Genomic DNA, 13,347 nt, shown 5'->3' on the forward strand with positions numbered 1-13,347 from the left:
TTTTTGATCTATTTATTTTGATATTAAAGATCCAAAGCTAGGCCTAAAATAAATTGGTTTGGTCTAGAATCAACTCTAATACTTTCATCTATAGTTTGTGCTCTGTTTTTGCTTAGTCCACGCTCATATCTAATGTCGGCATTTAACTTTCCTAGTTTAATACCCGCTCCAAATTGTAGTCCTACTGTAAATTCATTTTTTACATCTCCCAAGCGCACGTCTTCAAGGTCATTCTCAACCATATATTGAAGGGCAGGGCCTCCAAAAACATGAATAGGTCCAAGCACATACGCTCCAAGTAAAATGGGCATATCTAATTTTTGAATATTATAATCTACACTGGTTCCGGCAACATCATATTTACTGTTGTTTACGGTATACTGAAGTTCTGGTTTTAGATAAATTTTATCTGTTAAGTTACCTCTTAAAAAAACTCCCAGATGATACCCGATTCTATCATCTGCACTTTCAGATAAAACATTGCTTCCAGCATTAGAAAGGTCAGAAATTTCAATTTTTCCATTATCACCATAGTTTAATCCGGCTTTAACCCCAAAAGTTATTCCTTTTTCCTGAGCGAATACGCCATAGGCAGATAATAACATAACAAAGATCAATACATTTTTCATTGTAAATAATTTTTTGATTAATAAATAATTGAATGATTTGTGAATTGGTTGGTATTTATAGAAACGATTTTATAATTGATTTATTCTAGTAGCAAAAAGCCTGCCATAATATTGGGAATACTTTAATATTTGCTAAGAATCTCTTAGGAATTGGATGTAAAAAAAGTCTTCTAAGTTAATTAGAAGACTTCTATCTATAATGATATCAAAATCTTATTTTCTCTTCATTACTTTATGTACGGCTTTATAAATAGCATCTGCATTTAAGCCATATTTTTCCATAAGTTGGTCTGGAGTTCCACTTTCGCCAAAAGTATCATTTGTAGCAATAAATTCTTGAGGTGTAGGTTGATTTGTAGCAAGAACTCTAGAAACGCTTTCTCCAAGTCCTCCTAAGAAATTATGTTCTTCGGCGGTAACCACACAACCCGTTTTCTTAACAGAGTTTAAAATTGCTTCATCGTCCAAAGGTTTAATAGTATGAATATTAATCACTTCAGCACTAATCCCTTCCTTATGTAAAGTCTCTGCAGCTTGAAGGGCTTCCCAAACTAAGTGGCCAGTAGCAACTATGGTCACGTCTGTACCTTCTTGTAGCATTACTGCTTTTCCGATTTCAAATTTTTGATCCTCTGCAGTGAAATTAGCGACCTTTGGTCTTCCAAACCTTAAATATACTGGGCCTACATGATCTGCTATAGCAATAGTCGCTGCTTTGGTTTGATTATAATCACAAGTGTTGATTACTGTCATTCCTGGTAACATTTTCATCAAACCAATGTCTTCTAATATCTGGTGAGTAGCACCATCTTCACCAAGAGTTAATCCAGCATGAGAAGCACAAATTTTAACATTTTTACCACTATAAGCAATAGACTGACGAATTTGATCATATACACGACCGGTAGAAAAATTAGCAAAAGTTCCTGTAAATGGTATTTTCCCTCCAACAGTTAGACCTGCTGCAATACCCATCATATTGGCTTCAGCAATTCCAATTTGAAAAAAGCGCTCAGGGTTGTTTGCGATAAATGCATCCATTTTTAGCGATCCTATCAAGTCTGCACATAATGCTACTACATTCTCATTGGTTTTTCCTAATTCTTCCAAACCAGCTCCAAAACCAGATCGAGTATCTTTTTTTCCTGTATCTATATATTTTTTCATTGTTTTATTTTATAGTTTGGAAATTAGTAATCCCCAAGTGTTTCAGGATTTTGAGCTAATCCTATTTCTAATTGTTCATCATTTGGAGCTTTTCCGTGCCAAGCATGTGTATGCATCATGAAATCTACACCATTCCCCATTACAGTATGAAGAAGTACACATACAGGCTTTCCTTTTCCGGTTCGTGTTTTCGCTTCTTCTAACCCTTCAATAACAGCAGTGATGTTATTACCTTCTTTAATTTCCATTACATCCCAGCCAAAAGCTTCAAATTTCCCTTTAAGATTACCCAAAGGAAGCACATCATCTGTAGAACCGTCAATTTGTTGACCATTATAATCTATGGTTGCAATAAGGTTGTCAACATTTTTTCCAGCAGCATACATGATGGCCTCCCAATTTTGACCCTCCTGTAGTTCACCATCACCATGAAGACTAAAAACCAAATGATCGTCATTGTTTAGTTTTTTCGCTTGGGCAGCTCCAATGGCTACAGACATTCCTTGTCCTAAAGATCCAGAAGCAATTCGCACTCCCGGAAGTCCTTCATGTGTTGTTGGGTGTCCCTGTAATCTACTGTTGATTAGTCTGAAAGTGTTTAATTCTTCTACTGGGAAGTAGCCACTTCTCGCCAAGACACTGTAATAAACAGGTGAGATATGTCCGTTCGAAAGGAAGAAAAGGTCTTCGCCTATTCCATCCATGTCAAAATCATCTTTTCTTTCCATGATTTCCTGGTAAAGAGCGACAAAAAATTCTGTACACCCTAATGAGCCACCTGGATGTCCTGAGTTTACTTTATGCACCTGGCGTAGAATATCTCTACGAACTTGGGTTGCAAAATCTTCTAGTTGTTTTGTTTTAGGCATTATAATGCTGATTTCTTGATAATAAAGCCCCAAAAATAAAGGTTTTGAATGCTGTGACAAAATCAAAGAGAAGCTTTTAATTAAGAAACTACTGTTAATAACGAAAAGTTTTCGAAAACCTAAGGTTATCAAAGTAATTTTAGTTAGTTATCTTTGCGCTCTAGCAAATAGAATTTATGCAATTTGACCTTTTATCTAAGGACCCTTTAAGTAAAGCCAGGGCAGGAAAAATCACAACAGATCATGGAGTTATAGAAACTCCTATTTTTATGCCAGTTGGAACGGTAGCATCAGTAAAGGGAGTTCATCAACGTGAATTGAAAAATGATATAAACCCAGATATTATTCTTGGGAATACGTACCACTTATACTTACGACCGCAAACGACGATTTTAGAAAAAGCCGGAGGACTTCATAAATTCATGAATTGGGATCGCAATATATTAACCGATAGTGGGGGATATCAAGTGTATTCACTCTCTGCAAATCGGAAAATTAAGGAAGAAGGTGTTAAGTTTAAATCTCATATAGACGGGTCATATCATGTATTTACACCAGAAAATGTCATGGAAATTCAACGCACAATAGGAGCAGATATCATTATGGCCTTTGATGAATGCACACCATACCCTTGTGATTATGGATATGCAAAAAGAAGTATGCATATGACACACAGGTGGTTAGATAGGTGTATGCAACATCTTGAAAAAATTCCGGTTAAATATGGATATGAACAAACTTTTTTTCCAATAGTACAAGGGAGCACCTATAAAGATTTAAGGAAGCAATCTGCAGAGTATATAGCAAATGCAGGTGCATTGGGTAATGCAATTGGTGGATTATCTGTAGGAGAACCGGCAGAAGAAATGTATGAAATGACAGAGGTTGTAACGAATATTCTGCCAGAAGATAAACCTAGATATTTAATGGGAGTAGGAACACCCATCAATATTTTAGAAAATATAGCGCTAGGTGTTGATATGTTCGATTGCGTGATGCCAACACGTAATGGACGAAATGGAATGCTTTTTACAGCACATGGTACGATAAATATTAAAAATAAAAAGTGGGAAGATGATTTCTCACCAATCGATGAAATGGGCATTACCTATGTAGATACAGAGTATTCCAAAGCATATTTGAGACATTTATTCTCTGTAAATGAAATGTTAGGAAGACAAATAGCTACAATACATAATTTAGGATTTTACCTATGGTTGGTTAGAGAGGCGAGAAAACATATTTTAGCAGGAGATTTTGACTCCTGGAAAAACAAAATGGTTAAACAAATGGATAAAAGATTATAGTGTGAAAATTCTAGATTGGTATATTCTTAAACGATATTTGGGTACTTTTTTTACGATGATTTTACTTTTTATCCCAATCGGGATTATAGTTGACTTGTCTGAAAAAATAGATAATATGCTGGAGCACAAGGTGCCTTTTGAAGCGGTTATAGGGTACTATCTAGATTTTACAGTATATTTTGCAAATCTCTTGTTTCCGTTGTTCGTTTTTTTATCGGTAATCTGGTTTACATCAAAACTTGCAAATAAAACCGAGATTATCGCTTTTCTTAGTTCTGGTGTTTCGTTTTGGAGATTTTTAAGACCTTATATGATAGGTGCAATTATTATTTGTATTGCGGCTTTGGCTATGGGTTTGTTTTTAGCTCCTAAGGCAAGTCAGGGGTTTAATGAATTTAAATATTCATATTTAAAAAAGGGAAGAAAGGTTCAGGAAACCAAAAATGTATACCGACAACTTAATGATAGTATATTTTTATATGCCAATAACTTTAAACCTCTTGATAAATCTGCAACAGATTTTACTTTAGAATATTTTGATGGCAATGTGTTGAAAATTAAAATATCGGCTTCTAAGATTAAGTTTAAGGATAGTATCTATGAATTGACAAATTATGTGAAGAGAAAAATCTTAGAAGACAAAGATATTATTGAAAAAGGCAAAACAAAAGATACTATTCTTCCATTTAATATTGATGAATTTACACCAGTAACCTATGTTGCCGAAACACTTAATTATACCGAACTTAGTGAGTTTATTGAAAAAGAAAGTAAACGAGGTTCGTCTGATATTAACCGCTATAAAGTGGTTGCTTACAAAAGATGGAGTATCCCTGTATCAGCATTTATTTTAACCATAATTGGAGTAGCGGTTTCTTCAATGAAAAGACGGGGGGGGATGGGAGTAAATCTGGCAGTTGGTATATCGCTCGCCTTTATATTTATATTTTTTGATAAAGTACTGGGAACATTGGCAAATCAGTCTGATTTTCCGCCTGTTGTGGCAGTATGGTTCCCAAATATATCTTTTGGTATATTAGCAATTTACCTCTTATATAATGCCAAACGTTAAACTTCAAAATTACCTGCATTTACATTTTATTGTATTTGTTTGGGGGTTTACTGCAATACTGGGAGAATTAATATCTATAGATGCACTTCCCTTAGTATGGTATAGAATGTTAATGGCATCGGTTTTTATATTGATGTACATTAGTTTTAAAAAAATATCCTTAAATATTTCGAGGCGTCTATTTTTTACATTGTTTGTAGCAGGTGTTGTTATTGCGTTGCATTGGATTACCTTTTTTGCGGCGATAAAAGCATCTAATGTTTCTATTACTCTGGCAATGATGTCAACCGGGGCCTTTTTTACTTCAATTTTAGAGCCTATATTTTATCGAAGAAAAGTGGTTGGATATGAAGTTTTATTCGGATTATTGGTAATTGTTGGGTTGTACGTGATTTTTCAAGTTGAAGGCGATTACTTTTTAGGTATACTATATGCCTTGATTTCGGCTTTTTTATCATCGGTATTCTCATTAATAAATGGTAAGATTGCGCAGCAGTATAATCCGTCAATGATTTCTTTTTATGAATTGTTAAGTGGTGTTGGGGTAATTACTATATATCTTTTTGGAGTTACTTTTCTTGGTGATAGTGCAAATGGATTTAGTCTTTCATTCTTTCAGCTTTCTTTTGAAGATTGGATGTATCTATTGCTCCTTGCCTCTGTTTGTACGGCTTATGCTTTTATAGGTTCTGTACAGGTAATGAAATATTTAAGTCCGTATACGGTTATGCTAACCATTAACTTAGAGCCAGTATATGGTATCCTTTTGGCTTTCGTATTTTTCGGAGAATCAGAAAAAATGAGTCCACAGTTTTATTATGGAGCATTGATTATTTTAGGTACTGTTGTAGCCAATGGAATTCTTAAAAATGCTAAAAAAAGAAAAAGTCCTACAACTTTACACGACTTTACGAAGTAAAGTTTTTATATTTGTCAGCTAACCTTAGTTAATATAAATTGTATTCTTGATTATGGAATATTTAGAATTTGAACTCCCCATAAAAGAACTTGAAGAACAATTCGAGAAAGCTTGCGCGATAGGTGAAGAAAGTGAAGTAGATGTTACAGACACTTGCAAGCAAATAGAAAAAAAACTACAAGAAACTAAAAAAGATATATATAAAAATCTAACTCCTTGGCAGCGCGTCCAAATTTCAAGGCACCCGTCAAGACCATATACGTTAGATTATATAGACGCTATTTGTGGCGAATCATTTTTAGAACTACATGGCGATCGTACCGTTAAGGATGATAAGGCTATGATTGGAGGTCTTGGGAAAATCGGTGATCAAAGTTTCATGTTTGTCGGGCAACAAAAAGGATACAATACCAAAACCAGACAGTATCGTAATTTTGGTATGGCTAATCCCGAAGGATACCGTAAAGCACTACGATTAATGAAAAGTGCAGAGAAATTTAACCTTCCTGTAGTTTGTTTTGTTGATACCCCAGGAGCTTACCCTGGTTTAGAAGCCGAAGAAAGAGGTCAAGGAGAGGCGATAGCTAGAAATATTCTTGAGATGACTAGGCTTAAAGTACCAATTATTGTGGTTATCATTGGTGAAGGAGCCAGTGGAGGTGCTTTGGGTATAGGAGTAGGAGATAAAGTCCTTATGCTGGAGAATACTTGGTACTCTGTTATATCTCCTGAATCTTGTTCTTCTATTCTATGGCGTAGCTGGGAGTATAAAGAGCAAGCGGCCGAAGCATTAAAGCTTACTGCAACTGATATGAAAAAACAAAAGCTTATCGATGAAATTGTGAAAGAACCTTTAGGTGGTGCTCATAGTGATCGTGAGAAAATATTTAAAACAGTAAGAGATAAAATTTTGTCCACGTATGAAGAATTCAAAAACTTATCACCAGAAGATCTGGTAGAAAAACGTATGGATAAATATGCAAACATGGGAGTCTTTAAAGGCTAACCCTTAATAAATCACTTATTACATAAATCTGAAGTTTTTGACTTCAGATTTTTTTATGCTTATCAACAATAAAAAAGAGTTATCAACAGTTCATTTGTTAATGACCAGTGGACATTCGTATCTTTGTAATAGGGTACATCTCTTTACAATTTTTTTACATTCGTAGTTATGGAAAAAGTACAACAAGCTCAACAGGTAAATTACGGTCGGGGGAACGTAATACCACTTGAGAAAGGAAAAATACCTCCTCAAGCCGTTGATTTAGAGGAAGTTGTGCTTGGGGCAATGATGATAGATAAAAAAGGGGTAGACGAAATTATCGATATTCTTAACCCAGACGTTTTTTATCGAGAAGCGCATCAATACATTTTTGAAGCAATATATAAACTCTTTGAGAACTCCGAGCCAATAGACTTATTAACGGTTTCTAGTCAATTAAAAAAAGATTCGAAGTTAGAACTTGCGGGAGGAGATTATTATTTAATACAATTAACCCAAAAAGTAGCGTCATCAGCGCATATCGAGTTTCATGCGCGTATTATTCTTCAGAAATATATTCAACGGAGTTTGATTAAAATATCAAACGAAATTATTGAAGAGTCTTATGATGAAACCACAGATGTTTTTGATTTACTTGATATGGCAGAATCTCGCTTGTATGAGGTTACCCAAGGAAATATAAAAAGATCTACAGAGACAGCACAAAGTTTAGTTATTCAGGCTAAAAAGAAGATACAGGAGATATCTAACAAAGAAGGTTTAAGTGGAATCCCGTCTGGTTTCGATAAGCTAGACAAACTTACTTCGGGATGGCAGCCAAGTGATTTAATTATCGTGGCTGCCCGCCCGGGTATGGGTAAAACTGCCTTGACGCTGTCTATGGCCCGAAATATGGCGGTTGGACAAAATATTCCAGTAGCTTTCTTTTCGTTAGAGATGTCATCTGTCCAGCTTATCACACGTTTGATATCTTCAGAAACAGGATTGTCTTCGGAAAAGTTACGTACCGGAAAACTAGAAAAACATGAGTGGGAACAATTGAACGTGAAGGTAAAGGATCTTGAAAAAGCCCCTTTGTTTATCGATGATACCCCTTCGTTATCAATTTTTGACCTTAGGGCAAAAGCACGACGACTATCTTCTCAGCACGGTATCAGAATGATTGTTATAGATTATTTGCAATTAATGACAGCCGGAGGTAGCGGTAAGAACGGAAATCGTGAACAGGAAATTTCTACTATTTCTCGTAACCTAAAAGCTTTAGCAAAAGAATTAAATGTTCCCGTTATCGCATTATCACAGCTATCGAGAGCGGTAGAAACTCGTGGAGGTAGTAAGCGTCCATTGCTTAGTGACCTTCGTGAATCTGGAGCAATTGAGCAGGATGCCGATATCGTAGCTTTCATATACAGACCAGAATACTATAAAATAGATGAGTGGGATGATGAAGAAAGATCACCAACTCAAGGTCAAGGTGAATTTATTGTAGCTAAGCACCGTAATGGGGGACTTGAAAATATTAGGTTAAAATTTATTGGACACTTAGGTAAATTTGATAACTTAGATGACTTTAGTACTCCTTTTGAGTTTCATTCGAAGATGAACGATGGTAGCGAAGAAGAACCATTTAATACAAGTCATCTTCCTAGTGCCGATGAAGCTTTCGGAAGCAGTATAAATGATTCTGATAATGATGATGAGGTACCATTCTAAAATATCGAAACCATTTAGTAAAAAGATAAAAACACTATTTGTCAGTATTTTTGCGATTGCTTTTTCCTTTCAGTCGTTTGCTTCTTATGTGCTTATTCCAATGGATGCTGATGGGCAACAAAACCATCTTAAGGCGTATGGAATCACATATTGGACGTTAAGCAAAGATTTAAAAGTGAAGTGGTTACTTAACTACAGAGGTGGTTCATTTCTCTTGCCAGATACCGAAGACATAAAAAAAGAGTGCACCATTCGAGGCGTTACCTATGAAATAGTTAGTGATGCCGAAACTGAAGAAATTTTGGAAGAAATTTCTAGCCCTTCTCAAAATATGGAAGCAGTAGTTTTAGAAAAGGCTCCTAAAATAGCGGTGTATTCTCCTAAAGGTAATCAACCATGGGATGATGCCGTGACGATGGTATTGACTTTTGCAGAAATCCCCTATGAAACTGTATATGACAAGGAAGTATTAGAAGATAATCTTATTCTGTATGATTGGTTACATCTACATCACGAAGATTTTACTGGGCAATATGGTAAGTTTTATGCTACTTATCGTGCTTTTCCTTGGTATATAAAGGAAAAAGCTGAGGCCGAAAAATTGGCAAAATCTCTGGGATTTGAAAAAGTTTCTCAAGAAAAGTTGGCAGTTTCTCTAAAAATAAGAGATTATGTTGTGGGCGGAGGATTCATGTTTGCCATGTGCAGTGCTACCGATAGTTTTGAGATTGCTCTAGCAGCGGAAGGCGTTGATATATGTGAACCGATGTTCGATGGTGATCCTAGTGAACCAGGTTACCAATCGAAAATTAATTATAGTAAAACTTTTGCTTTTAAGAATTTTACCTTAGAAAGAAGTCCAAATGTTTATGAATTTTCTTCTATAGATATGACTAGGAAACGTCGTATTTCTAAAACTACAGATTACTTTACTTTGATGGATTTTTCGGCAAAATGGGATCCTATTCCTACAATGTTGTGTCAGAATCATACGGCCCTGGTTAAAGGATTTATGGGGCAAACAACTGCATATAACCCATTGGAAATAAAATCTAATGTATTAATTCTAGGTGAAAATAAAACTAATGGAGAGGCTCGGTATATTCATGGAATAAAAGGGAAAGGCTTTTTTACATTCTACGGAGGGCATGACCCAGAAGATTATACCCATAGAGTAGGAGATCCAAAAACAGAGTTAGAGTTACATCCTAATTCACCGGGATATCGCCTTATTTTAAACAATGTTCTCTTTCCCGCTGCAAAAAAGAAAAAGCAAAAAACATAATTTTCTTCATAGTTAATTTTCACGGTTTATTGGGGGAAATGTGAGTAGCACTTTTTATAATTTTGTTTTGTATTTTAAGAAAACAAGTGATGATAAAAAAAGTACTCATGACTTTAGCAATCATTTTTCTAATAGTAGTCTCATTATTGGTATATGGGATATACCGATTTTTCAATCCTTTTGGAGGACTGGTAAATGAACAGATTTCAAACTCCTACTTTTATTCTAGAGATAAAGAGCATATTGTGTATAGCCCAATGGGCAACTGGTTTGAACTGGGTAAAACCGAAATGAATGTAGATTTAGGTTCTTTTCAAGTGTTGGGAAATGATTATGCTAAGGATGGTGAACATGCCTATTTTAAATCCAGAGAAATTGATTATAATATAGATGTTCCTTCTTTCAAAGTAATAGAGGGATATGTACCAATGGATAAAAATCATGTCTATGTATTGGTAGATTCCTATTATTATTTAAGTAATAATAGCAAAGGTTTTAGAATACTTGAAGATGCTGACCCAAATACTTATCTACAACTGAGCTATGATTTTGCAAAAGATAAAAACTACGTGTTTAGAAATAATAAAAAATTAACAGAAGTAGATTATGAATCTTTTGAAATCATAAATGATGAGTTTTGTAAGGATCGAAATGGAATCTATCATTATTGGTACCATAAACCTCTACAAAAGATTGATAGCATTACTATTTCTGAAACACTATCACTCACTTCATATTGTATTAGAGATAATGAAAATGTATTTTTTCGCACAGAAAGAATGGGGCAGGAGAGTATAAATCAAATCATGCGTATACCTTTTGATAACCCTGACGAGATAAAGTTTTTTGATGAAAAAGCCTTGATCAAAATTGATGATAAGATATACTTTGATGGGAATTTTCTTAGTCAAGCAGACGCGTCTTCTTTTGAAGAGGTAGCTTTTGGTTATGCAAAAGATATGAATCATGTTTACTTTCTTGGTAAAATAATTGATGGAGCAGATCCTCGAACTTTTAAATATGATGAAATAGACTATATCTTTTATGATAAAAATAATGTCTATGAAGGAGGTAAAGTTGTTAAAAAAAGATAGACCACCATGTTTTTGTAAGGTTATGTTATTATTACGACTATTAGGTTTTTAAACATAAAACAAAATATAACCTAACCATGAAAAAGTTACTTACCTTAGTATTGGCTACAGTAGTATTTATTTCCTGTAAACAGGAAACGAAACCTAACCCTAAAGCTGATGTTGCTGAAACTCCCAAAGAAGAAATAGTTCCAGATCGATCATCAGATTTTCCCGAAGATATAGCCGCTGTTTTTAAAGCTCATGGTGGGATTCAACAGTTTGACCAAATGCAAACTTTGATCTTTGAAATGGCTAATCCAGAAGGAAATGAAAAACACACAACAGATCTCAAAACGCGTCACGCCCGCATTGAGACCGATAAATTTGCCCTTGGATTCGATGGTAAAGATGCTTGGTTGGTTCAAGATTCAACTTATTTTAAAGGTAATCCTAGATTTTATCATAATCTTATGTTCTATTTTTATGCTATGCCTTTTGTATTGGGAGATGATGGAATTTCTTATGAAAAGGTAGAGGACTTAAAGGTAGACGATCAGTCTTATCCTGGGTACAAAATATCCTATGGTGATGGAGTAGGAGATTCGCCCAAGGACAATTACTTTATTTATTATGACGCCACCACAAAACAAATGAAGTTTTTGGGCTATACTGTTACCTTTTTTAGTAAAGAAACCAGTGAAAAAATTAGTTTGATAGAATATTCTTCATGGAATGATGTAAATGGATTATTACTGCCAAAAACTCTTCAATGGAGAACTTATGAAGATGGAGTTGTAGGAGAGGTTAAAAGCGAGAGGAATTTTGTAAATGCTAGCGTGAGTAAAGAAAAACCTGCTCTCAAATTGTTCGAAAAACCGGCAGAAGAATAAAACATAAAGAAAAGTCTTGTTTTTAAATCATAATTGGAAAGAGATCCGTCAATGTTAGCATTGGCGGATTTTTTTTGATAAAAATTTATGGTTGATTTTAAGAATGTGCTAATTTGAGTTGTTCTAGGAATATAAATATTGAAAATTTTTTAAGAGTTTGTCGTTTTGATTAAAAAATCATCTTTATCAGAAAAAGGGTTACTTTTTAAAATCGCTAATTTTATAGCTTTTATTTATTTGATTTACGAAAACGATATAGTTCATAAAAAGAAAACATATGTATAAGGAGTTAAATACAAGCACAAGAGTATTGATGGGGCCAGGACCTTCTGATGCGCATCCAAGAGTTTTAAAAGCCATGTCCACACCACTTATTGGCCATCTAGATCCAGAATTTGTGGCAATTATGGATGAGGTTAAAACGATGGTTCAGGAAACGTTTATTACTAAAAACCACTTAACCTTTGTGGTTTCTGCGCCAGGTAGTGCAGGTATGGAAACCTGTTTGGTGAATTTACTAGAGCCTGGAGATGAGATTATTATTGGTGTAAATGGGGTCTTTGGAGGTAGAATGGCAGATATTGCAGAAAGGTGTGGAGCTGTTGTGCATAAAATTGAAAAAGAATGGGGAGGCATAATCACTACAGAAGATGTAAAGAATGCGCTGGAGACTTGTCCCAAACCCAAAATGTTAGCGCTGGTGCATGCAGAAACTTCAACTGGAGCACTGCAGCCTTTAAAAGAAATAAGTGACTTAATACATAACGCTGGAGGATTACTAATGGTTGATGCGGTGACCTCGTACTGCGGAGTAGAGCTAAGAGTGGATGACTGGGATATTGATGCGATCTATACAGGAACCCAGAAATGTTTGAGTGCTCCTCCTGGGCTTTCTCCAGTTAGTTTTTCTGATAGAGCTCTTAAAGCACTTGAAAATAGGAAAACGAAAGTACAAAGTTGGTTTTTAGATCTTAGCTTAGTGAAAAATTACTGGGGAGGAGCCAAAAGAGCTTATCATCATACTGCTCCCGTATCTTCTGTGTATGCACTTAGAGAATCTCTAAGAATAGTATTAGAAGAAGGTCTTGAAAAACGTTGGGAACGTCACCAAGCAGTACATGAAGTATTAAAAACAAAGTTGGAAGAACTAGGGTTTAAATACTTAGTAGATGAACAATATAGGCTTCCAAATCTAAACTCTGTGTTTCTACCAGAAGGTAATGACGAAGCTCTTTTACGTTCTAAATTATTAAATGAATATAATATTGAAGTTGGAGGAGGTCTCGGAGCTTTTGCAGGTAAAATATGGAGAGTAGGAATTATGGGAGAGAGTTGTACGCTTAATCATGTTAATATGCTTGTTAGTGCACTTGAAGATATAAAGGAATTTAAAAGAGGATAACCAGCCTGAATA

The 13,347-nt window shown here is 35.0% G+C and carries 12 protein-coding genes; 9 read left to right on the top strand and 3 right to left on the bottom strand.

Annotation, left to right across the window (positions count from 1 at the left end):
- Positions 1-23: 23 nt before the first annotated feature.
- From M0D21_RS14345 to M0D21_RS14355, 3 genes are all read right to left on the bottom strand, one after another.
- A complete protein-coding gene (locus tag M0D21_RS14345; RefSeq protein ID WP_248330698.1) occupies positions 24-629 on the bottom strand; it encodes a porin family protein in 606 nt (201 codons plus the stop codon).
- A gap of 213 nt (positions 630-842) precedes the next feature.
- Positions 843-1,796 carry a transketolase family protein gene (locus M0D21_RS14350; protein ID WP_248330700.1) on the bottom strand — a complete coding sequence of 318 codons (954 nt, stop codon included), beginning with the start codon at positions 1,794-1,796 and terminating at the stop codon, positions 843-845.
- A gap of 23 nt (positions 1,797-1,819) precedes the next feature.
- The gene (locus M0D21_RS14355; RefSeq protein WP_248330702.1) at positions 1,820-2,665 is read right to left on the bottom strand and encodes a transketolase; all 846 of its coding nucleotides are present in this window, start codon (positions 2,663-2,665) and stop codon (positions 1,820-1,822) included.
- A gap of 176 nt (positions 2,666-2,841) precedes the next feature.
- Between M0D21_RS14355 and tgt the strand changes: the two genes are divergently transcribed.
- The 9 genes from tgt (at position 2,842) to M0D21_RS14400 (ending at position 13,335) form a co-directional block, all read left to right on the top strand.
- Positions 2,842-3,972: a tRNA guanosine(34) transglycosylase Tgt gene (tgt, locus tag M0D21_RS14360; protein WP_248330704.1), complete on the top strand. Its 1,131-nt coding sequence runs from the start codon at positions 2,842-2,844 to the stop codon at positions 3,970-3,972.
- Position 3,973: 1 nt separating this feature from the next.
- Positions 3,974-5,044 carry an LptF/LptG family permease gene (locus M0D21_RS14365; RefSeq protein WP_248330706.1) on the top strand — a complete coding sequence of 357 codons (1,071 nt, stop codon included), beginning with the start codon at positions 3,974-3,976 and terminating at the stop codon, positions 5,042-5,044.
- Complete coding sequence (locus tag M0D21_RS14370; RefSeq protein ID WP_248330708.1) at positions 5,031-5,963, top strand: DMT family transporter; 933 nt, start codon at positions 5,031-5,033, stop codon at positions 5,961-5,963. The genes M0D21_RS14365 and M0D21_RS14370 overlap by 14 nt, the downstream gene beginning before the upstream one ends.
- Positions 5,964-6,015: 52 nt before the next feature.
- Positions 6,016-6,969 carry an acetyl-CoA carboxylase carboxyltransferase subunit alpha gene (locus M0D21_RS14375; protein WP_248330710.1) on the top strand — a complete coding sequence of 318 codons (954 nt, stop codon included), beginning with the start codon at positions 6,016-6,018 and terminating at the stop codon, positions 6,967-6,969.
- Positions 6,970-7,137: 168 nt separating this feature from the next.
- Positions 7,138-8,682: a replicative DNA helicase gene (dnaB, locus tag M0D21_RS14380; protein WP_248330712.1), complete on the top strand. Its 1,545-nt coding sequence runs from the start codon at positions 7,138-7,140 to the stop codon at positions 8,680-8,682.
- Between the two features lie 100 nt (positions 8,683-8,782).
- Positions 8,783-9,967 carry an asparagine synthetase B gene (locus M0D21_RS14385; RefSeq protein WP_317250445.1) on the top strand — a complete coding sequence of 395 codons (1,185 nt, stop codon included), beginning with the start codon at positions 8,783-8,785 and terminating at the stop codon, positions 9,965-9,967.
- A 107-nt stretch (positions 9,968-10,074) separates the two neighbouring features.
- Complete coding sequence (locus M0D21_RS14390) at positions 10,075-11,061, top strand: DKNYY domain-containing protein (protein ID WP_248330714.1); 987 nt, start codon at positions 10,075-10,077, stop codon at positions 11,059-11,061.
- 77 nt (positions 11,062-11,138) lie between these two features.
- Positions 11,139-11,933: a DUF6503 family protein gene (locus tag M0D21_RS14395; RefSeq protein WP_248330716.1), complete on the top strand. Its 795-nt coding sequence runs from the start codon at positions 11,139-11,141 to the stop codon at positions 11,931-11,933.
- A gap of 277 nt (positions 11,934-12,210) precedes the next feature.
- Positions 12,211-13,335, top strand: a complete 1,125-nt coding sequence (locus M0D21_RS14400) for a pyridoxal-phosphate-dependent aminotransferase family protein (protein ID WP_248330718.1) — start codon at positions 12,211-12,213, stop codon at positions 13,333-13,335.
- The last annotated feature ends 12 nt before the right edge of the window (positions 13,336-13,347 follow it).

The organism is Aquimarina acroporae (assembly GCF_023195925.1).
Classification (GTDB): domain Bacteria; phylum Bacteroidota; class Bacteroidia; order Flavobacteriales; family Flavobacteriaceae; genus Aquimarina; species Aquimarina acroporae.